Below are 19,175 nucleotides of genomic sequence, written 5' to 3'. Positions count from 1 at the left end.
TAAACCTAGAAAGAAGTCTAGTGAAATTCTGTCAAATATTATGTTCAATATTTTTTCCATGGTATCGGTTTAATTACTCTTTTTCTAATATTTCAATTTCATGTTCCCATTGGAAAGCATCATTTTCTTTAATATTTTCATCTAACCAATCTTTGGTTTCACCATATTTTAAGCAACAAGGTGTATCTTGAATTAATTTATTTTCTTCATAAATTTCTTCTAGTTGTTCCATCACATTTTCAGGAACTTCTATATTCCCCAGTCCAACGACATACGATACTTTTACGTGTATGTTTTTTATTTTTTTCATGTCTTTTGTTTTTAGGTTAGTATTAGTTAACTACTGTATTATTAATATCTCTTACCGTGTTTATATTCACGCATTTTATTATATCTGAGCTTTCCCTTTATATGCTCTTCAAGGTTAATTTCTTTGTGAGCTGCTAAATCCATAACTCTAATCATAATATCGGCTAATTCATCTTCGAAAGTGTCTTTTACGAGTTCTGTAAAATCCGATTTAAATTCGCTATCGCTTTCTAAATCATTTAACCAGTCTATTCTATTTTCAATTGGAACATAGAATCCTTTTCTGTCAGCTTCTAATGCTTCACTAACTTCTGAATGAATAAGAGCTAACATTTCTCCTATATTCTTTTCATCTTCGTAAAAACCCTTTTTCACGTTGTTTTGATGTATTTCTTTTGCTAATTCGTTTATCATTTCGTATCGTTTTTATTACACTATTTTTAATATGTTATTCCTAATTTATCTGCTTTTGATTTTTCGATACCCATTAAATCATCTCCAAACCCCGAAGGCATTTCATCTTCGTTGTCGATATAATCATACTCTTTTGAATTAGAGTAATTTTTCATCCCTTCAAAATCGACGCTCCAAGCAATTGGGCAAGTAAAACTGAAACAAAGTCCAATAGTCTTAACTCCTATTTTAGTAAGTTCCATTCGTAAATCTGATTTTCTTGCTTTCTTCAAAAACTTTTTAGCTAATCTTCGATTGCATTTAATGTTCCTTTTTGTAAAGGATTGGGCAACCAATCGTATAGCTGTGTTGTTTTCAATTTCCGTTGTATAACCATCGTTATCAACGGTAACCCAATCACTACAATCTGAATGAGAGCAAGCATAACCATTATTTGCGTTGGTGTTCGTATTAAAATAGCTACATCCATTACAAACAGAATTCAAATCAGTTATAACACATTCCATATTCTACACTAATTTTATAATTCAACTTTTTCTAAGAATCGGGTCGCGAAATATCCGCTTACTCCTTCCAAAAAAACAACTTCTTCAGGATTGTATCCTTTTCTTTCCATGAAGCTATCAGTTGTACATTTTATTAATTTCCCTTTGTATTTTGGATTCGTAGCTTCAATACATGAATGCATCACTACACTATCACCTTCTTTTAAATTTTTCATGGTATTGGTTTAATTACTGTATTAATAAGTTTACTAATTGTTTAATTTGATCTATACTTTTAGCTGGACCTGCATATACATAATCATAATCCTTTCCGGGTACTCCGATAATAGTCCCTCTTGTAAATAGTATGTTATATTCTTCTCTGCACCTTACTTTTTCTATATGCAGTTCTGATTCGTGACCATTAGGTATAGGCCAAACCATATCTGATTCTGATCCTATGAACCCAATTGCTTCTAAATTCTTTTTATTTATATCGCTCATTATTTCTACAGATTGTTTGATAATAATTCCTTAATTCTCATTTCTTCTACAATAGATTCTGGATAAACAACTATATACCCTGACTCCTCTAACTCCTTTATCATATCTTTATCTGAATAATCCGTTAATTCATCACGTTCAAAATGATCCTCACTTGTCATATTAAGATTAAATTCAGCATAATTTTCAATATCACTTTCATCTATGTTGTCAAGAATTAATTCATCGAAATCCCCTTCATATTCATTTCTATCAATTAATTTATTGTCAATTTCTATTTTGGTTATCATTTATCAAGTTTTAAAGGTTTGTAATTCTTAATCTATTTGCGTAGCGGAATAGCTACAGTTTTAATTTTCTTACGTATTCGATTGATTCTTGAGCTTTAGGAATAGCTTCTTTAATATGCTCATGAATCTGCATGAACTCCTCTGCTGATTTCGTTCCGTCGAAATATTCACCGACCAAACAAATCAAATGACTTGCGGGTGAAAGTTTATTTCTGATGTCTGCCAATAAATCTTCATTTTTCATTGTAACTACAGTTATTCTTTTATATTTTTTGGATTCATTTTACATTTATCTATATGAGGATTCAAAGCCTTTTTAGACGGAAATGTTGTTTCGCAGTGCGGGCAAGTTCTTTCTTTCATCTCTTGTTCCATTGCTGCTTTTTCTTGTTCTGTTTCCGCTTTTTCGTGTTTTACTTTATTGAGAAGTTGTTTTGCCGCAATAAGGTTTTTCTCAATGTTGCTTAAGTCTTGTTTTCTATTGTTAGCTTCCTGTTCTAGCTTGTTAAGAGTTTGTTTTACCTCTTCGAATTCTTGTTTTCTTTTTGTTACAAAAGTGTTGATTAGATTAAAGCCAACGAAGGCCATAAACACGCTAAGGAAACTGGTTGTTATTATATCAGTTCCTTTTGAGTTTAAAACATCGAATAGCAGGAACAATGCAATAGCATCCATCAATGCTATCAAATAAGGTGTTTTCTTATTGTTTTCGTTGACAGAAACAATAAGCAGACCTACCGATAATGCTAATGCGGTAAATAGTGAAGTAGGTATTCTAATATAGTCGTTGGGTATTTTAGCGTTTAAAGCATCGCTAAAGAGCACCGTAAGTTTAGCTGAGTAACCAATAATATAAAAAATTACTGCGACTGAAACAGCTCTCAAACTTGTCATTCTATCTTCTAGTGATAGGCCAAACGACGTATCAAAATAACCCTGTTCTTTTTTTTTGTTTTTTGACATAGTTTTTTAGAATTTAATTTCTGAACCCCTTTTGGTAGGCTTGTATTTTCCATCCTTTTTCCTTGGCTTTTTGGAACATTTTTTCATACTCTGTAATTGTCATGTGTTTGGTCATTACTACCTCTATTTCGGTATATCTCGGAAGTTGGAATGGTTTTGGTTTGGCCACTATAGATATTTATTTTTCATTGAATTTTTGCTGAGTAATTTTTATCCTTTTTTCAGTTTCAATTCTTTCTTCATTCTTTCTAAGAAAAGTTTTAGCTTCTTGTATTGAGCTTCTGAAATCCATTTTTTCAGTATTTCTTGGAACATCTGAAAAAAAGTTCTTGGATTGCAAATGTTGTTTATAGTTGATTTCAGCTACTGTATTGCATCTTTCATTAAAATATTCAATAAACCAACTTATAATAATATCAGGTCTTAGTCTACCATAAAGCTTTCCATAATCTCCAGCATAAGCTTTTTTAAAGACTAAACTTAAATCCGCGACAGTTATGTTTGAAAATTCTAAGCGATCTGAAAGAATATCCGCTGTATTTTCTATCTGAAATTCTGATAAAGCTTTGTTTCTATCATTTCCATATATAAATTCATTCAGTCCCGCTATCCAAATAGAAATAGTTGATTTAACGAATTCGATTCCTTTATCCCTCTTTATCATACCAAAAGATTTTAATTCGTTGTTTTTTACAAAGGTTAGTACTCCCGAAATGTTGTTGGCTCTGACTAATTTGTTAACTATCATTGGTGCTAAATCCAGTGGCGTGTTTGCGGTAGAAATCTTGTGAATAGATAGATTCTGTTTGTTCTGAGTTGTTATCTGATTTGTTTTGTTTCGCATTTTTAATGAATTTTTCGTGGAAAACGACAACATATGGTAGTTCATCTCCATTATTCTTTCTTAGTTTAGGTATACTTAAAAAGGTTTTGTTCCAAAAACTATCAGCTCTAGCTTTTTCTACTATTTCTTCAATGAGCTTAAAAGGGATTCTATCAATTCTATTCAGTTTGTCTATGGTGTCTTTCCATTTACTAGCGACTCCGTTCTTTGGGTGAAGATTTTCAGGGAAATGTTTTAAACAATTTTGGAAGCACTCTTCGATTTCTTTGCTAAAAGATTTTTCACGAAAATTGTTGGTACCTGTTTTTTTAGATTTTTCACTCTCAATATCATTTACATCTTCATTTACATTTACATCTCCATTTACTATATTGTTAACGGTTGGTTGAACCGTTGGTTCAACGAGTCGATTAAACCATTGTCTAATATTTTGTTTAATTTTTGAATGATCAGAAATCAATTCGTTGTTCTTGTCAAAAATGAAATTGCTTACATCAAAGGCGTTTTTAATACGTGATTCAGCTTCTTTTGGTAGGTTGTTCGCTCTCTTTTTAGCCGAAATTAAACCAGCTAAACATCCACTGGCTGTCGATTTCTGTGTTTTTCCATTGCGATTTTCGATTTCTTTTTTCAACCGTTCGTTGAACCATCCGTTGTCCGATCGCTTGAATTTTTGTTCAAGGACTAGTTTAATCGTTTCTATACTGCAACCTGAACAATACATTTGAATTCGTTTCAACTCTAACGGAATGATTTTATGTTGATGTTGATACAACAACAAATCCATATAACAAGCTCTTTCTTCGGGTAGCAGAGTTCTAGTACCCTCATAAAAATCCTTGGAGTATAGAAGAAAAGCTGGGTCCTTACTCATGATATTATATCTTTTATGTAATTTGAAGTTCGTTTATGCTCTTTCATAAGAGCTATTAGTTCATCTCTACTATGTGTTACAGTTCCTAAGTGGGAATGAATGTAAATTAGTAGTTCGTCGAGGTATTTAACGTATCGCAAATATTCTTCAGCTGTAATCGGATCACCTGACTTAATAACTGTTGTGTATTTACATGTAATACTCTTTGTATCTGCTGCCATCTGTTTTTACCCATTTATCTTTAATGTTGATTTTATGGGTGTCTTTTAAGTCCTTAATCCTTCTTCTTAAATCACCTATTTGGTATTTGAGAAGGGCTGAAACGGTTGTAAGTCTTTTACCTCTTAAAAGTGCGTCATAAACTTTTTGGCATTGTTTAGAGAAGCGTTTTTTGTTTTTATCCAAATTGTCTTGACTCTCGGGATTATTCTCTTTTCTTGAAACTGGCCTGTTAAAATCAACTACTGTTTTCATAATTCATGTGTTTGGATAAGTTTTAAAATGGTAAATCATCATCCTCACTATTATTTTGAGATGTGTTGTTTACTTTGGTAGGCATATTGTCTAGTGGTGTAGATCTTTCTACTTTGTCTAAAAAAGCAAAGTTTGTTAAATGAGTTTCGGTAATGTATTTTTTGTTATTGGCTTCTCCGTAACTTCTATGTTTTACTTCGCCTTGGATAAATACCTTTGAACCCTTTTTTAAAAATTCGTAAGTGAGTGAAGAATATCTTCCGTTAGCTACAATATTATGCCATTGTGTATCTGTCTTCGTTTCTCCTGATTGTTTGTCTTTCCATTTTTTTGAGGTCGCGACTGTAAAACGTGTTATTGAGTTATCATTTGTGAATTTGTGCTGTTCGGGGTCATTTCCTAAATACCCAATTATTGAATGTTGGTTAAGCATGGTTATTATTTTTTATAAAATCCTTGAAATCTTACTAAATCTGTATACTCTGGAGAATTGATTAAACCATCACCTTTTCCAGTTAAGGTTTCCGCTCCTGGTTCTCCTAAAACAACGTTAGAGTCTATTTCTTTAGGTACTCTAAAGCATATTTGTACAGGGAAATTTACCTTGGCATCACCTGATATTACTTTTACAGAAGCTCTCTGAGTTGCAGCAGCGATTCTTAGTCCTGTAGATCTGCCTTTTTGTAGTAGTATTTTTAAATTTTCTTCTAATGATTTTTTGGTGTCAACATGAACTAATTTTGTTTTTTCACGACCATCTTTATAATGTCCTATAACTTGAAGGTCATAAACTTTTAAATCTTTTCCTTTTTTTGAAGAGGCAACGGCATCAGCAAACTCATCGAATATTACTAGACGAAGGTTTTTCTTATGACTTCTAACATATCTATTCATTTCATCGACTAGCAGTTCCATCATTGATTCTATATCGTCAATATCACTATAAACACTAATGTTAGGATTGTTTTCATACTTTTCAAACTCGTATTTTGGATCGAAGATTACAACATCATCAATCCCTGAAGCAAGTGCGTATTCTAGAGTGCTATCCAAGCAAACTGATTTACCCGAACCTGTCGCTCCACAAATAAGAGCATGTGGTGTAGACTGGTTTTCAAGATCCCAAAAAACTACTTCTTTAAAATTGTTTACACCAATAGGAATCTTTTTATCTTGTAGGTGTTTTAGATCGAATTCTAATAGGTCTTTTCTCTTCTTAGGTGCTTCTATGGCTAAGAAAGACTGTTCGTTATGAATAACGAGTTCTTTCTTTATCATAATACTAGGAACATTTAAAGCATGAGCTAAGTCTAGCTTATATTTATGAATACTTCCTAAGTTTGTTCCGGAAGAAGCTTCTAGTAAATAGGTGTCACTAGAATACCCTTCCAGTTTTGTGTTTACTTTCACAATGACATTTAGCGTTCTTAAAACATGTTCGATTTTATCTTCATTAGTCATGTCCTTATCGTTTAAATTGAATTGAATAAATTCAGAAGCATTTTTTTTGAATTTTTTTATTGCTACTGGTGAGATGTTATTTATTGATGTGTCTCTTATTTTTTTTAACCTCTTTTCTATTATCTCTTTTTTTGATTCTGGAATATTGAAGTCATCTACTTCGGCAATCATTGTTCTGCTCCAGAATGCATGTATTTCGGCTTTGTCTACAAAATTGTCGCTGTCATTAAGTAGGTATACATAGTCAGGGTTTGAAACTGCATCAATCATCCTTTTTAGCGGTTCATATAGTAAGGCCTCGTATAGAGCTCGTGTATCTTCGTTTAATTCTATTTTGAAACAAGCAAGTTGATTGTTTCCATTTCTGTTTTTACTGTATTTGTTTTCTATAAACCATACTTCATCTACTTTTTCATTTATTATAGATTCTAAACCTTTTGCGTAGGTAATTGCTTGTTTTCCTGAAGAGAGAGCTATCTCTTTTTCATCGGAAAATTTGTTTTTCGATTTATGATCAATGATTATTATTTTGCCATCCTTTTTAACAACTAAATCAATTTTTAAATGACAAGGAAGAGGAATGTCAACACCATTTATATTGATAAATTCTTTCAGATACGGTTCAACATGCAAAATTTCATCGAACTCATAAACATTTTTTTCTGATATGAAGTTCGCTAAGAGTGAGGTGGCGTTTTTGGAAGCTTGTGATATGCATTGTTCAATGGTGGGTGTAGTTTTTTGCAACTTCCACTCATTCGATGGTACTTCTTTTATATATTGATATGCTACTTCTTGTAACTCAACAATATCTTTTATAAGTCCTACTTTTAAGTTAGTGAAGTAAAACTCTAAGGCTTCATGATAGGCATTACCAGCAATTGTTGAGCTAGATCTTTTTGTTGTTTCGTTATACAAATACTGCATTTCAAAAGCTTTTTCATTTCTTGAAAAAGTGTTTACTTTTGAGTAGCTCCAACTGTTTATTAAATAATTACTGAACAATTCTTCATATTGATCAGTAGATAAACCTTTAAACTGGTGTACTTTCCTATCTTCTGCTATCATGGTAAATCAATCTGTGTTACTTTATTTTTTAAAGCTTTTTTCTTTTCATCAATGGTTAAACTATTGTTCGGTGTAGCGACGTTATTTTTTACATTAAACTCATATTCAGATTGTATTCCACTAATACCAAAAGCTTTTTTTAAGGCGTGTGTCTCGGCGACCTTTTTAATCATTTCAGCTGGGTGAGTTTTCCAAGTGTTGTATCCTTTGTTATAGGTTTCAAAGTCAGCAAATTCAATAGTTGGTTCACCTCCTTTTCTAAAAACGAAACTATATCCTAGAATGATTTGCCCTCTTTCTTTTAATGGTTTAGTTATTTTATGTTTAATGGAGCCATTCGGAATGTCTATAGCCCATTCATCTTTTTCGCGAACTTCCGCACTTCTTATTCCGTTGAATAACGGGTTTTTTTGAGCTTTGGAAAGGAATCCATCTCTACCAGCGAAAATTAGCAAGTTGCCTTTTTTGTCTTTATAGCACCATACTTCTTTATTAAATGGATTCAACTCCATTGTTTTGCAAACATTAATGAAGTAGGCAAGTTCTACTTTAGTGGTGTTCTTAGCTACACTTTTTTGAATTACAGCTATTTCAGAAGGTGAGTAGCCGAAAGTATTAGCTATACTCATTTGTGTTTCGGTCGGCTCAACAAGAGAAAAATCCTTTTTATCTTCCATTAGGCTAGAGCTTGTTGGTGTGCAGTTTGTAAGAAGTTAATACATGTTTCTCCGTTGGTTTTCGTAGTAAACCACATTGTTTTATTTATGTGATTAACGAATAAACAGTTCCCTTCCAAAAATGATGTATGAGTATTATCTAGTTCATAATATCCTTTTGCTTCTAACTCTTCGTAGTTTTCCCAAGGATCAGAAGCTTTAAACTCGAATGCTGTTTCTACCCCTTTCTCAGATTGCAGGTTTTTAATGATGGTTAATCTTCCTCCATTGTCTATTGTTGTTAACCACATTTTTTTACTTTTATGATCAACAAATAGAGAATTACATTCATTGATAGAATGAGTAGGATTTAATTCCTGGTAGTTTGCTGTTTCTAAATTCTTACGAGCTTTAAAGTGGTTTGTATGTATTAATTCAAATTCTTTCATTTTTCTTTAATTTTTTATGTTTATTGTAATAGAGTATTCATTAACTCTTCTGAGTCTTCATATCTACCATTTATGTAGTCTTTATATGCTGAAGCTGTAATGCGGTTTTGTGAACCAGGACCGAAGGCTTTTAGATAACCGTGGTCTATATGACGACGTATTGTTGATATTGATATTTTGGTGTTTTTAGCTATTTCTTTTATAGTAAATACGGGTTCTAGAATTTCAGATTTTTTTATCTCTATTACCTTAGCGGTAATCGTAGTAATGAGGTTCTTTTTACCTTGTTTAAGTACTTCTTGAGCTAATGTGTGAGTAAACTTGTCCGATAAGTCAAGAGATACAGATAAGTTATTAGGTGAAAATGTTTCTTTTTTGTCCATGTCTTTGTTTTTGTTGCTTTTTGGTTGAAAGAAAAAGGAGAAGGGGAGTAGGCTGCCCCAGAATATGTGTTTAAAGTCCTTTTTTATCTACTTTTATCTCCTTTTTAACTAACCAAAATCTTAATTGTTATTTATTTTTTTGATTCTATATTTACTTTTGAGTTGCTTCTTTATGCCTTTTTTTTGTGAGTAAAGGACACTTATTAAGTACAATGAGAGTGCGTTTGATACGATAAGGGTTGAACTTATCATTCTTAAGTAGCTGCTATTTTGTAATTCATTTAAAAAATCATCCATAATTATTGGTTTTAAAAGATGGAGGGGAGACAAACCCCTCCTCAACAACTAAACAAAAATGTTGGGCTACAAATTTTAATCGGTAGTTCCAAACTTCTTAAAATCAACGGATGAATAATCCGTGTTAATATTGTTAATTGGTTTTTCTGAGATGAAAACCTTTAAGGTGTCAAAATTGTGTTTTAATGCTTCAGTAACTGAAACAAGAGAATTGATGTTTCTGGCCGTATTGTTTAACGTTAAGAAAATTTCAATTTGTTGATTTGATTTTTTAGATAGCTCTTGGAAGCTTGTAATGAACAAATTGAAGTTAGTTTGTTCTAAACCATTTAGCTCTAACTGTTTCGAACTTAATAACTGTTTATGTGTTAATATTAAATTATAAGTAGCAAGAGTGTCCATTTTTTTTATACTTTTGTTATTGTTGTTAAAACAAATATAGTACACTTTGTGTCACTTTACAAAACTTTAGTTAACTTTTTGTGTTAATTTTATGAAAACAATAGATAAAACTTTTGAAAATGCTTTGAAACACCTTATTGATAAGGGGGTTACGGCTTATGAAGTTCATAAGTTTTCAGGGCAGAGTCAGACTGGATTAAGAAAGGTTTTTGAAGGTGTAGTGGAGAATCCAAGAAGGAAAACGAAAGAAGTAATTATTGAGTTCTACAATGATTTATTAGAAATTGATGATAAAATCAATGAGAAGAATGTTGAATATACTAAAGGATTAGAAAAATTTACTTCTCACCAAATTAGCACGTATATTGTTAATAATCCAAATGAATTTAATAAGGAAGAATTAATGAAAGTCTTATTTGATAAGTCTGTTTTAGAAGAGGCTAATAAGATTGTTGAGAGAAGGTTAAAAGAGGTCAAGAATTAACTATTGATTTATTAGTTTAGTGATATTATCAACGAGTTTATTTTCAAGTCTTTCCTTTTCTTTTTCTAGTTTTTCTATATTAAGATCATGTATACTTTTCTCAAAGAAATCTTCATTAATTTCTTTAGTGTAACCTTTTTCTTTTAACTTCTTGTAAATGTTATATCTTCTAATCAAATCATTCATTATCTGCAACTTTTTCTAAGGTATCTAAGAGATCATTTTCGAATTTATTACTAATTTTTTCTATGCTTTCACCGTTCTTTAAGGCTTTATCATGGATTTCTGCATAAAGTGCTTTTGAAGCTACTTCTGGGTAGTGTTTGTTTCTTGTTCTATATATAAAATCTACTAAGTTTTGGATTGATATTTTTCTATTAACAATAAATTTAATCGCTTTAAAAATGATAAATGTTGCAATAAAACTAGTAATTAAAAAAAGATAGAAATAGTTTTTTTGATTAAGATTAATGAGATCATTAAAGAATACCCAAAAAATCCAAAATAAAGAAATACTTCCTGTTAGATATGACGCTTTTCTTATTATTTTATTTAATTGGATGTCTTTACTGTAGCTAGAAATAATGCTTATTATTGAGGCATAAAACCCAAGAAGAATTAAAAATAGAGTAAAAGTAAATTGCCTTGCTGAGTAAAAATTAAAATATGAATATTTCGATTTGATTTCTGCCTTTTTTTTGTAGTACGTCTTTTCTTTTTTATTACTGTTCCTTAAAGACTCATCAAATTTTACAGCAAATACCTCTTTTGATATTTCATTGGTAACTAATTTATCTTTAAGTTCAATTAAAGCATTTATTTTGGCTTCCTTAATTTCTTTTTTAAACGATTTTTTATGCTTGGCTAATTCATCAGGAATTTTTTTTTGAAAATAATGAAAAAAAGTCCCTGATGAAACTAAAAGAGTGAATAGTATTATTGCAATAATACTAACCTTCTTCATCATCGGATGGGTCAGTCCCAGGGTTTCCAACTTCAACTGGGTCAATAAGTTGAATTTCTTGTTCTGTTTCATTTCTTGTTTCTAATTCTTCAAGCGTGTTATCTTCTGTACAAGAGTTAAATAATAATGTTCCTAATACTAATACGGCAACTGCTAATAATTTTTTCATATTACTTTGTTTTAATAATTTATCTAATTTTAAACAAAGTAAATAATAAATGAATTAACAGTCTATGTCTTCATAAGAATTATGTATTATTAGGTCTTTTAATTCCGCGTAAGAAGCTATTTTTTCTGTGTTTTTTTCAAATTTATGGTTTAAAACAATATTATAATGTCAATTTTAACATTTTAACATTGTTTCTAAGGGTTTTTACTATATGCTTTAAGTGGTTTCCCTAGGTCGTTTCTTGTTGTCAGAATTCAAAACCCAAAAAGTAAAAATTATTTACTGATTTCCTTTGCGGATATCCGTAAAACGAGCAAGTTTTTTGATATTTTTCGTTTAAATCTGGAATACCGTTGCAATTTCGGTCGTTTTCTGGGCAATCCTTTTCTGGATCTATTTTTATTTGAACAGAGGTGTTTTGTTCTTTTAAGAGTATTGAATTACTCGATAGAAGTAAAAATAAGGTAGTAATAGTTAGTGTTTTCATTTTGTTAGTATTGGTTTTTGTTTATTTTGTTATTTGAAAAAATAAAAGGAAGCACAGAATTATAAATAGACAGAAGAGTATAATGCCAATATAGCTGTATGATTTTTTATGTTTCAAAGTTTCATTTTGAATGTTATCTTCAACCTTTTCTAAATTTTTTAGTCCCCATTTAACTGAGTAATAAACATACCTTAAAATAAATACTGGTATTGATATTACAATTAAGACTACAAGAACTAGTTGAAAATAATAAGGAAAACGAAAATCACGATCGTTAATAATTATTTCCAAGACAGCTATTAAGGCTGATGTCGTTAAGGTAAATAACAGGATAAGAAATTCCCTTGCAATTATTTTTTTAGTTTTTAATTTCATTTTACTTTTTGGTTAGAAAGTAAAAATAACATTAAAGATTAAAACTAAAAAGATATCTCTGGTTAGTTCTTGTTCACAAATTCACTTAAAAGTTCGTTGGTTCTTTTTTGTTCTTTAATTAATTCGGCTATTAAAGTGGGTAAATCATTTAATGTATAATTGGAATCATTTATTGAATGCGATTCCAAAGAAACTTTCTCTTTTAAAACACTTCCTTCTCCTTTTCTAAGATAAAACTCTTCAACTAAAGGATACCTATTGGTTATTTTGGTGATTAGTTTTTCAGAGATGTACTTTCCTGACTCTCCCCTGAGAATATTTGAAATAGCAGAGCCATTGGCATAGCCTAATTCTCTAGCAAAATGACTAGCGTTGGTTATACCTAGCTCTTGCATTACTTCATTTAAAATTTCTCCGTCTGATTTATTGTTCATTATTGTTTATTTTATTATCGGTTTGTTAGATACTTGTTCCCAATATTCTTTGAGTTCAATAGCGTGTTCCATTGGAAGCTTATTTACGTATTTCAACATCATTGTTTTGCTTTTCCATGATGCAATTTCCATTATTACTTCGTCCTTGACTTTTCCATAATGATTGGTAGCAAATGATCTCCGTCCTATATGCGAAGTTACTAATTCATATTTTTTATACCAACCCCGAACATTTCGTTTTTCACCCGAATCAAGAACCTTATAAATGCTTCCTTCCATTTTTTCATCTAAACCAGCTAGTTCGCATACTTTTTTGATTTGTTTATTGAAAAGAGCATTATTGACCTTTTTAGGAAGTTTTCCATTACGTTTTTCTAGTACTTTTTTTACCGTTAGATGTAAAGGAATTATAATCTCGCTATCTGTCTTTGTGGTTCGTATTTGTATAAAATCATTGTTAATAATATTGTTTTCTGAGAGTTTCTTGTTAAAGTCTGAAATACGAAGCCCTGTCCATGCTGCAATTAGTAAGTTATCTCGTGCATTATCAAGAGCTTCATTTTTAATTTCCATATTAAAAATTTTACGTAACTCACCTGTGTTTAAAATAGGATCAAGAATTTCTTTTTGCCTAGGAATATGAACTTTGTTGGAATAGCTCGAATTTATTTCTAGTTTTTCTTCAAGAGCTCTATTTATAAAAAAACGGAATCTAGTTTTGTGTCTGTCGATGGTCTTAGTTGAGTAATTTAGGTTGCTAAGAAATTGAATAAACTGTTCAAGTGTTTCATGGCCACATTTCCTAATCATAATCTTTTTGTTAGGGAAGGTAAATACAACGAAATCCTCGAAAAGTTTAATAAATTGATTATATGAAGATAGTGATCGACTTGACATTGGTTTTCCCGATTTTGTTCTCCATTTTTCGGATTTTTCGGTCATCCACCATTTGGAAAAATGTATAAAGTAAATTTTATAATCATTAATGGTTTTGTTTTCTTTTTCTTGTTGAGGCCTTTGAAAAAAATCTTTTATTTGGATTTCTAACCAATGCTTGTCTATTAAGACTCCTTCGGAGTAACATTCGTTAAAACTGTCTATTATATGTTGTCTTAGAAGGTTTAGTTTTTTATTTATAATATTTTTGTTTTTTACTTCTAAAACATTTTTTATTTTTTGTTGTTTTGAGTTCCAAAATTTAGGGTTAATGAAAATATTAACCCTTGCCCTGAATTGATAATTTCGGGTATGAACAAAACGACAGTAGATATTGGATGGATTACTTTTTCCAAGTAATTCGAAATTGATAGTTGCCATATTAATATTGTTTTGTTGTTAAGAAAAAAATTACGCCATTTTGACGACACACTAAAAGAGTAATGTTCCGTGTGATTCTTTGTTAATTCTTTTCTATTGTCAAAAATATAAAAATATTATTAAAGTATCAAAAAAGAATTAATTTAGTCAAAATTTGCATCTACAATGAGATGCAAGCCTAGTTTTTTATAAAATGCTACTGCCTTTAGAAGATTAACTGAGGGCAGTGTTACTTGATTTAAGTTCATTTTTTTCTTTTTTAATCATTTTTATAAGTATTAAAATCAATACCATTCCTATGGCAGAAAGTAAAATCATAATGTTCCAAGTATCTACAAATCCATGAACATCAACAAACTGCATTCCGAAATTGTGCGCGAAAATATGAGATACTGAAAAGGATATACTATAATATGCCATGTACTCTCCTTGATTTCCTTTTTTTGCTCGTTCTAATACAAAGGCATTTGAAAAAGGAAAGGCGATCATTTCTCCTACAGTTGCTAAAATCATACTGATTACTAATATCTCTGTCCAACTAGCTAAATTTAAAACAATAAAGCTTAATCCAGTTAAAAACAAACCGACAAACATGAGGATTTCTTTAGAGAATTTACTTTTCTCTAACCACGATATTAACGGCATTTCAAGAACTACAATAATAACCCCATTCAACCCCATTAACAATCCGATTTGGTATTCAGTGAGGTGGTGTGCATCTTTATAAAATAAAGGCAATGTTGATAAGAATTGTAGAAATACAATTCCAAACATTAACATACTGGCGAAAAATATCCAAAATGCACGATCCTTAAATATTGAAACGGGGTTTTCATTTTTAACCTCGTCAACAACCCTTGCCTTTTTCGGATGTAATACATTTATCAATAAAAAAGTAGCAAGGATACAGGTAATTCCATCGACCCAAAATAAACCACTATAACTTAATGTAGTGATAATAATTCCACCGACTGCTGGCCCCGCAGAAAAACCAAGGTTTATGGCCAAACGAATTAAAGTTACTGAGCGCGTTTTATTTTCAGGTTTACTATATGCGCTTAAAGCGACAAACATGGCAGGCCTAAATGTATCAGCAACGAGGATTACTAAAAATATTCCTAAACAAATTCCAGTAAAAGAAGTTACAAATTGTAACAAAATAAAAAGAAGTCCCGTTAGAAATAAACTGGCCTTCATTACTTTGTAGAAGCCAATTTTATCGGTTAATTTTCCTCCAAGCCATGATCCAACAACAGATCCTAATCCAAAGCAAGTCATAATCCAACCAACTTCTTTTAACGAAAAGTTTAAATTTTTCGATAAGTAAAGTGATAAAAAAGGTATCACCATAGTTCCAGCTCTGTTGATCAGTGTGATCAAAGCTAACCACCAAACCTCTTTTGAGAGGCCTTTAAAGTTGTTTAAATAGTTAAAATAGAGTTTTTTCATAGTGTTTGAATTAAAAATTGATTGTATAATAAAAAAGAAAGAGTCCGACTGTGAAGTCGGACTCTTTATAATAGTTTATATCTTATTTATAGATAATCATAATACATAAAAGGTCCGTTTACTCCTGTACTTAACAGTAGAACATTGTTTATATGTATTAAAAATTGTCATTATAATTATTTCTTTTGCTGTAATTGAACTTCAAACTTATAAAAAAAATGAATAGGTTTTACAAAAACTAAAAATTAATTTAAACGACAGTTCTCAAAGAGTTTTCTTCTGAGTCCTCCTTGAGCGAATAATGCCCACATTCTTTCTTTTTGCCCCTTCGTAAACATATACATAGAATCATCGTCACTATAATCCATATAATTCATAGTCATATCAATAGAACCACAAGAAACTCTGGGAAAGGTGGGTTTACCATGACTTGAAGCAAATTGAGAAGGAGTGTCGTCTACATAATCACCATTTTCTGGGGTGTTTTCACAAGCACCATTTTTTCCATATGTATGTATCAAGTTTAACCAATGCCCAATTTCATGAGTGGCTGTTCTACCAAGGGTGTGATTTTCATCTAAAGGAGGTAATAGTCCAAAAACTCTGGGATCAATGACAACACCATCTATTCTATAGTCACTTCCTGGTGGATTGGCATATCCAGCAAATCCAATCTCTCCATTACGATCGATGAAGTCAGCAATCCAAATATTAAGATATTTATCTTTAGGCCAGGCATCTTGACCTCCTTTTTCAGTAAAGTATAAAGGAAGGTCCTCTATAACAGGGTTGGGGTCAAGACTTTTTCCATCACCACTGATTAAGTCACTTTCGTTTCTAATAATACCTGTGGTTGGAGTTCCATCGGGCGCAGTGGTTGCCAGATAAAACTCTATTTGAATGTCAGCTACAAGATCAATGAAGATATTAGGTGTTTTTTGCCAATCGTCATTTAGTTTTCTAAAGTCTTTATTTAAAACCTCGATTTGAGATTTTATTTTTTCATCACTAATTTCAAATGGATCTGGAGCATAATTTACCACATGAACAACAATTGGTATTTTCATTTTGGGTTTATTCGAATCTATGGGAGGAGAATTTGGTTTATCATCCTTAGAGCAAGAATAGAGTAATAGTGATAAAATAATAACACTAATGTAGTGGGGAATTTTTTTTATATTCATGGTTATTGCATATGTTTTGACGAATCTATAAAGTTTCAATAATGATAATAGTTAAAGAAAAGTGAAGGTTATCATAATATATTTTCATTGAAAATTGTTTTATTCGGCAGTCAATTAGTTAAGAATAAAAGAGCTTTTAATCATAACTTAAAAAATAGATTGATTATTCATAATATCTTAAAGTATATATGTCGTATAAAATACACTTTGTAGTATAGATGCAGGTTTTATAAAAACTGAAAATTAATTTAAACGACAGTTCTCAAAGAGTTTTCTTCTGAGTCCTCCTTCGGCAAATAATGCCCACATTCTTTCTTTTTGTCCTTTCGTAAACATATACATAGAATCATCATCACTATAATCCATATAATTCATAGTCATATCAATAGAACCACAAGAAACTCTGGGAAAGGTGGGTTTACCATGACTTGAAGCAAATTGAGAAGGAGTGTCATCTACATAATCACCATCTTCCGGGGTATTTTCGCAAGCATCATTTCGTCCAAATGTATGTATCAAGTTTAACCAATGCCCAATTTCGTGAGTGGCAGTCCTACCAAGGGTGTGATTTTCATCTAAAGGAGGTAACAATCCAAAGGCTCTTGGGTCAATGACAATACCGTCTTTTCTAGAGTCACTTCCTGGTGGGTTAGCATATCCAACACGTGCAAGTTCTCCGTTACGATCCGTGAAATCGGCAATCCAAATATTAAGATATTTATCTTTAGGCCAGGCATCTTGACCTCCTTTTTCAGTAAAGTATAAATGAAGGTCTTCTATATCATGGTTTGGGTCAAGACTTTGTCCATCACCACTGATTAAGTCACTTTCGTTTCTAATAATACCTGTGGTAGGAGTTCCATCGGGAGCGGTGGTTGCCAGATAAAACTCTATTTGAATGTCAGCTACAAGATCAATGAAAAGATTAGGTGTTTTTTGCCAATCGTTATTTAGTTTTCTGAAGTCTTTATTTAAAACATCAATTTGAGATTTTATTTTTTCATCACTAATTTCAAATGGATCAGGAGCATAATTTACTACATGGACAATAATTGGTATTTTCATTTTGGGTTTGTTGCAATCTATGGGAGGAGTGGTTGGTTTATCATCTTTAGAACAAGAAAAGAGTAATAGTGATAAAATAATAATACTAATGTAGCAGGGGAAATTTTTTATATTCATGGTTATTGCATATGTTTTGACGAATCTATAAAGTTTCAATTGCGATAATGGTTAAAGAAAAGTGAATGTTATCACAATAAACAAGTCTTTCTATCATTAAAACTGTTAAATCCTTTAAGTGCTCATCAAGGGTTAAATTGTTTAGAAGTCTAAAATGTCTATGGTATCTTTAAGTTGTAAGTGAAGCATAAAGTAAATCTCGCCGAACAGATAGAGATCCCTAAAAAGAAACATTTACAAAACATTCTGCAAGTGTTAAAAAATAGTAATTAAAAGCATGTTACTTTACTTGAAGCCATGTTTGTATAATATTACATTGCTAAACCTACTTATTAAAATCATTCTGTGCACAGAGCCTTTAAAGAGCATTTAATAGTGCTCCTTTTTTATTCCAATAAATTCTATCTTTTTCTTAATTTTTGGATTGTATTTTTAGTCTGAGCTAATCCGATTAATTATGCTTTTTAGTTATTACTTTTTGAGTTTGTTTTATAGATAGTTTCGATATGAGTTAATTTCAATGTTGGTAATTGTTATGAGCTTAAATGTTTCTTGAAATGCAATTCATACATTTTTAATTGTATTTCATAATTAAAAATAGGTTATTTACTTGTTTTTTGAACTGTTTGTCTATTTGCTGATTTAACTAATCTTTACAAATACGCGAATCACCGATCTTTACTTAAATATGTTTGAATGCTCTATATCTTTGAAGTGTAGATGAAACATAAAGTAAATCTCGCCGAACAGATAGAGATCCCTAAAAAGAAACATTTACAAAACATTCTACAAGTGTTAAAAAATAGTAATTAAAAGCATGCTACTTTAATCGAAACTATGTTTGTATAATATTACATTGCTAAACCTACTTATTAAAATCATTCTGTGCACAGAGTCTTTAAAGAGCATTTAATAATGCTCTTCTTTTATTCCAACAAATTTTATCTTTCTCTTTAATTTTAAATTTTATTTTTCGTCTGAACTACCCTATAATTATGTTTTTTAATTATTATTTTCTCAACGCGTTTTATTGAAGGTTTATGCGTGAGTTAATTCGAATTTTAGTAATTAACATAATTTAAAATTCCTTCGACAATGCAATTCATACATATTTAATTGTTGTTTGTAATTAAAAATAGGTTATTTGTGTGTATTTGTAAACGTTTTGTCTTTGAGCTGCTTCAACTAATCTTTACAAATATGCGAATCACCTATCTTTAGTTAAATATGTTTGAAAGCTCTATATCTTTGAAGTGT

Annotated in this window: 28 protein-coding genes; 1 reads left to right on the top strand and 27 read right to left on the bottom strand. The window is 30.8% G+C overall.

The genetic code is table 11. The features are described from left to right. Positions 1-73: 73 nt before the first annotated feature. The 18 genes from BLW23_RS20820 to BLW23_RS20740 form a co-directional block, all read right to left on the bottom strand. Positions 74-310 (bottom strand): hypothetical protein, encoded by a 237-nt coding sequence (locus BLW23_RS20820; RefSeq protein WP_093673562.1) that lies wholly within the window; start codon positions 308-310, stop codon positions 74-76. A gap of 41 nt (positions 311-351) precedes the next feature. Then, positions 352-723, bottom strand: coding sequence for a nucleoside triphosphate pyrophosphohydrolase family protein (locus BLW23_RS20815; RefSeq protein ID WP_093673560.1), 372 nt, complete (start codon positions 721-723; stop codon positions 352-354). Positions 724-749: 26 nt separating this feature from the next. Next, entirely contained in the window at positions 750-1,229 is a 480-nt protein-coding gene (locus tag BLW23_RS20810) for a hypothetical protein (protein ID WP_093673558.1), read from the bottom strand. 14 nt (positions 1,230-1,243) lie between these two features. After that, positions 1,244-1,444, bottom strand: coding sequence for a hypothetical protein (locus BLW23_RS20805; protein WP_093673556.1), 201 nt, complete (start codon positions 1,442-1,444; stop codon positions 1,244-1,246). A 13-nt stretch (positions 1,445-1,457) separates the two neighbouring features. Continuing rightward, on the bottom strand, positions 1,458-1,712 hold the full coding sequence (locus tag BLW23_RS20800) for a hypothetical protein (protein ID WP_093673554.1): 255 nt from the start codon (positions 1,710-1,712) through the stop codon (positions 1,458-1,460). Between the two features lie 5 nt (positions 1,713-1,717). Further along, positions 1,718-2,002 carry a hypothetical protein gene (locus tag BLW23_RS20795; protein ID WP_093673552.1) on the bottom strand — a complete coding sequence of 95 codons (285 nt, stop codon included), beginning with the start codon at positions 2,000-2,002 and terminating at the stop codon, positions 1,718-1,720. A 52-nt stretch (positions 2,003-2,054) separates the two neighbouring features. Beyond that, complete coding sequence (locus BLW23_RS23405) at positions 2,055-2,228, bottom strand: hypothetical protein (RefSeq protein ID WP_176829901.1); 174 nt, start codon at positions 2,226-2,228, stop codon at positions 2,055-2,057. A 29-nt stretch (positions 2,229-2,257) separates the two neighbouring features. After that, positions 2,258-2,965 carry a hypothetical protein gene (locus BLW23_RS20785; RefSeq protein WP_093673548.1) on the bottom strand — a complete coding sequence of 236 codons (708 nt, stop codon included), beginning with the start codon at positions 2,963-2,965 and terminating at the stop codon, positions 2,258-2,260. Positions 2,966-2,978: 13 nt separating this feature from the next. Further along, positions 2,979-3,134, bottom strand: a complete 156-nt coding sequence (locus BLW23_RS23400; protein WP_176829892.1) for a hypothetical protein — start codon at positions 3,132-3,134, stop codon at positions 2,979-2,981. A gap of 9 nt (positions 3,135-3,143) precedes the next feature. Further along, positions 3,144-3,629, bottom strand: coding sequence for a hypothetical protein (locus tag BLW23_RS20780; protein WP_143032247.1), 486 nt, complete (start codon positions 3,627-3,629; stop codon positions 3,144-3,146). Positions 3,630-3,702: 73 nt separating this feature from the next. Further along, on the bottom strand, positions 3,703-4,683 hold the full coding sequence (locus BLW23_RS20775) for a DUF1376 domain-containing protein (RefSeq protein ID WP_093673544.1): 981 nt from the start codon (positions 4,681-4,683) through the stop codon (positions 3,703-3,705). A 189-nt stretch (positions 4,684-4,872) separates the two neighbouring features. Further along, positions 4,873-5,157 (bottom strand): helix-turn-helix domain-containing protein, encoded by a 285-nt coding sequence (locus BLW23_RS20770; protein ID WP_093673542.1) that lies wholly within the window; start codon positions 5,155-5,157, stop codon positions 4,873-4,875. Positions 5,158-5,179: 22 nt separating this feature from the next. Then, the gene (locus BLW23_RS20765) at positions 5,180-5,590 is read right to left on the bottom strand and encodes a single-stranded DNA-binding protein (protein WP_093673540.1); all 411 of its coding nucleotides are present in this window, start codon (positions 5,588-5,590) and stop codon (positions 5,180-5,182) included. 5 nt (positions 5,591-5,595) lie between these two features. Then, positions 5,596-7,686 carry a PD-(D/E)XK nuclease family protein gene (locus tag BLW23_RS20760; protein ID WP_093673538.1) on the bottom strand — a complete coding sequence of 697 codons (2,091 nt, stop codon included), beginning with the start codon at positions 7,684-7,686 and terminating at the stop codon, positions 5,596-5,598. After that, positions 7,683-8,363, bottom strand: coding sequence for a RecT family recombinase (locus BLW23_RS20755; protein ID WP_093673536.1), 681 nt, complete (start codon positions 8,361-8,363; stop codon positions 7,683-7,685). The genes BLW23_RS20760 and BLW23_RS20755 overlap by 4 nt, the downstream gene beginning before the upstream one ends. Further along, entirely contained in the window at positions 8,363-8,791 is a 429-nt protein-coding gene (locus BLW23_RS20750) for a hypothetical protein (protein WP_093673534.1), read from the bottom strand. The genes BLW23_RS20755 and BLW23_RS20750 overlap by 1 nt, the downstream gene beginning before the upstream one ends. A gap of 20 nt (positions 8,792-8,811) precedes the next feature. Continuing rightward, complete coding sequence (locus BLW23_RS20745; RefSeq protein WP_093673532.1) at positions 8,812-9,174, bottom strand: helix-turn-helix domain-containing protein; 363 nt, start codon at positions 9,172-9,174, stop codon at positions 8,812-8,814. 372 nt (positions 9,175-9,546) lie between these two features. Beyond that, complete coding sequence (locus tag BLW23_RS20740) at positions 9,547-9,873, bottom strand: hypothetical protein (RefSeq protein WP_093673529.1); 327 nt, start codon at positions 9,871-9,873, stop codon at positions 9,547-9,549. A 91-nt stretch (positions 9,874-9,964) separates the two neighbouring features. On the opposite strand from BLW23_RS20740, the gene BLW23_RS20735 reads away from it, so the two are divergent. Beyond that, positions 9,965-10,357, top strand: a complete 393-nt coding sequence (locus tag BLW23_RS20735) for a hypothetical protein (protein WP_093673527.1) — start codon at positions 9,965-9,967, stop codon at positions 10,355-10,357. Here BLW23_RS20735 and BLW23_RS20730 read toward each other — a convergent pair whose 3' ends face one another. The 9 genes from BLW23_RS20730 to BLW23_RS20685 all read right to left on the bottom strand — a co-directional run bounded on the left by BLW23_RS20730 (position 10,358) and on the right by BLW23_RS20685 (position 17,801). Continuing rightward, on the bottom strand, positions 10,358-10,543 hold the full coding sequence (locus BLW23_RS20730; RefSeq protein ID WP_093673525.1) for a hypothetical protein: 186 nt from the start codon (positions 10,541-10,543) through the stop codon (positions 10,358-10,360). After that, positions 10,536-11,321, bottom strand: coding sequence for a hypothetical protein (locus BLW23_RS20725; RefSeq protein ID WP_093673523.1), 786 nt, complete (start codon positions 11,319-11,321; stop codon positions 10,536-10,538). Before BLW23_RS20725 ends, BLW23_RS20730 begins: the two co-directional genes overlap by 8 nt. Further along, positions 11,308-11,490, bottom strand: coding sequence for a hypothetical protein (locus tag BLW23_RS20720; RefSeq protein WP_093673521.1), 183 nt, complete (start codon positions 11,488-11,490; stop codon positions 11,308-11,310). The genes BLW23_RS20725 and BLW23_RS20720 overlap by 14 nt, the downstream gene beginning before the upstream one ends. 247 nt (positions 11,491-11,737) lie before the next feature. Beyond that, positions 11,738-11,977, bottom strand: coding sequence for a hypothetical protein (locus BLW23_RS20715; RefSeq protein ID WP_093673519.1), 240 nt, complete (start codon positions 11,975-11,977; stop codon positions 11,738-11,740). Between the two features lie 437 nt (positions 11,978-12,414). Continuing rightward, entirely contained in the window at positions 12,415-12,786 is a 372-nt protein-coding gene (locus BLW23_RS20705; RefSeq protein WP_093673515.1) for a hypothetical protein, read from the bottom strand. A 6-nt stretch (positions 12,787-12,792) separates the two neighbouring features. Next, positions 12,793-14,103 carry a tyrosine-type recombinase/integrase gene (locus BLW23_RS20700; protein WP_093673513.1) on the bottom strand — a complete coding sequence of 437 codons (1,311 nt, stop codon included), beginning with the start codon at positions 14,101-14,103 and terminating at the stop codon, positions 12,793-12,795. A 213-nt stretch (positions 14,104-14,316) separates the two neighbouring features. Then, entirely contained in the window at positions 14,317-15,552 is a 1,236-nt protein-coding gene (locus BLW23_RS20695; protein ID WP_093673511.1) for an MDR family MFS transporter, read from the bottom strand. Between the two features lie 245 nt (positions 15,553-15,797). Next, positions 15,798-16,619, bottom strand: a complete 822-nt coding sequence (locus tag BLW23_RS20690) for a zinc metalloprotease (protein ID WP_176829900.1) — start codon at positions 16,617-16,619, stop codon at positions 15,798-15,800. Between the two features lie 360 nt (positions 16,620-16,979). Next, positions 16,980-17,801 (bottom strand): zinc metalloprotease, encoded by an 822-nt coding sequence (locus BLW23_RS20685; RefSeq protein ID WP_176829899.1) that lies wholly within the window; start codon positions 17,799-17,801, stop codon positions 16,980-16,982. Positions 17,802-19,175 lie beyond the last annotated feature (1,374 nt).

This window comes from Tenacibaculum sp. MAR_2009_124 (assembly GCF_900105455.1).
In the GTDB taxonomy this organism is placed as follows: domain Bacteria; phylum Bacteroidota; class Bacteroidia; order Flavobacteriales; family Flavobacteriaceae; genus Polaribacter.
Note: the sequence above shows the minus strand (reverse complement) of the source record. Positions and strands in the feature narration are given on the sequence as shown.

Coding starts and splice junctions, on each gene's coding strand:
- BLW23_RS20765 (WP_093673540.1), bottom strand. CDS start 5,590: ATGCTTAACCAACATTCAATAATTGGGTATTTAGGAAATGACCCCGAA.
- BLW23_RS20735 (WP_093673527.1), top strand. CDS start 9,965: ATGAAAACAATAGATAAAACTTTTGAAAATGCTTTGAAACACCTTATT.
- BLW23_RS20740 (WP_093673529.1), bottom strand. CDS start 9,873: ATGGACACTCTTGCTACTTATAATTTAATATTAACACATAAACAGTTA.
- BLW23_RS20745 (WP_093673532.1), bottom strand. CDS start 9,174: ATGGACAAAAAAGAAACATTTTCACCTAATAACTTATCTGTATCTCTT.
- BLW23_RS20820 (WP_093673562.1), bottom strand. CDS start 310: ATGAAAAAAATAAAAAACATACACGTAAAAGTATCGTATGTCGTTGGA.
- BLW23_RS20770 (WP_093673542.1), bottom strand. CDS start 5,157: ATGAAAACAGTAGTTGATTTTAACAGGCCAGTTTCAAGAAAAGAGAAT.
- BLW23_RS20720 (WP_093673521.1), bottom strand. CDS start 11,490: ATGAAAAAATTATTAGCAGTTGCCGTATTAGTATTAGGAACATTATTA.
- BLW23_RS20805 (WP_093673556.1), bottom strand. CDS start 1,444: ATGAAAAATTTAAAAGAAGGTGATAGTGTAGTGATGCATTCATGTATT.
- BLW23_RS20690 (WP_176829900.1), bottom strand. CDS start 16,619: ATGAAAATACCAATTGTTGTTCATGTGGTAAATTATGCTCCAGATCCA.
- BLW23_RS20795 (WP_093673552.1), bottom strand. CDS start 2,002: ATGATAACCAAAATAGAAATTGACAATAAATTAATTGATAGAAATGAA.
- BLW23_RS20750 (WP_093673534.1), bottom strand. CDS start 8,791: ATGAAAGAATTTGAATTAATACATACAAACCACTTTAAAGCTCGTAAG.
- BLW23_RS20815 (WP_093673560.1), bottom strand. CDS start 723: ATGATAAACGAATTAGCAAAAGAAATACATCAAAACAACGTGAAAAAG.
- BLW23_RS20705 (WP_093673515.1), bottom strand. CDS start 12,786: ATGAACAATAAATCAGACGGAGAAATTTTAAATGAAGTAATGCAAGAG.
- BLW23_RS20700 (WP_093673513.1), bottom strand. CDS start 14,103: ATGGCAACTATCAATTTCGAATTACTTGGAAAAAGTAATCCATCCAAT.
- BLW23_RS20695 (WP_093673511.1), bottom strand. CDS start 15,552: ATGAAAAAACTCTATTTTAACTATTTAAACAACTTTAAAGGCCTCTCA.
- BLW23_RS20800 (WP_093673554.1), bottom strand. CDS start 1,712: ATGAGCGATATAAATAAAAAGAATTTAGAAGCAATTGGGTTCATAGGA.
- BLW23_RS20775 (WP_093673544.1), bottom strand. CDS start 4,683: ATGAGTAAGGACCCAGCTTTTCTTCTATACTCCAAGGATTTTTATGAG.
- BLW23_RS20725 (WP_093673523.1), bottom strand. CDS start 11,321: ATGAAGAAGGTTAGTATTATTGCAATAATACTATTCACTCTTTTAGTT.
- BLW23_RS20715 (WP_093673519.1), bottom strand. CDS start 11,977: ATGAAAACACTAACTATTACTACCTTATTTTTACTTCTATCGAGTAAT.
- BLW23_RS20760 (WP_093673538.1), bottom strand. CDS start 7,686: ATGATAGCAGAAGATAGGAAAGTACACCAGTTTAAAGGTTTATCTACT.
- BLW23_RS20785 (WP_093673548.1), bottom strand. CDS start 2,965: ATGTCAAAAAACAAAAAAAAAGAACAGGGTTATTTTGATACGTCGTTT.
- BLW23_RS20780 (WP_143032247.1), bottom strand. CDS start 3,629: ATGATAAAGAGGGATAAAGGAATCGAATTCGTTAAATCAACTATTTCT.
- BLW23_RS20810 (WP_093673558.1), bottom strand. CDS start 1,229: ATGGAATGTGTTATAACTGATTTGAATTCTGTTTGTAATGGATGTAGC.
- BLW23_RS20730 (WP_093673525.1), bottom strand. CDS start 10,543: ATGAATGATTTGATTAGAAGATATAACATTTACAAGAAGTTAAAAGAA.
- BLW23_RS20685 (WP_176829899.1), bottom strand. CDS start 17,801: ATGAAAATACCAATTATTGTCCATGTAGTAAATTATGCTCCTGATCCA.
- BLW23_RS20755 (WP_093673536.1), bottom strand. CDS start 8,363: ATGGAAGATAAAAAGGATTTTTCTCTTGTTGAGCCGACCGAAACACAA.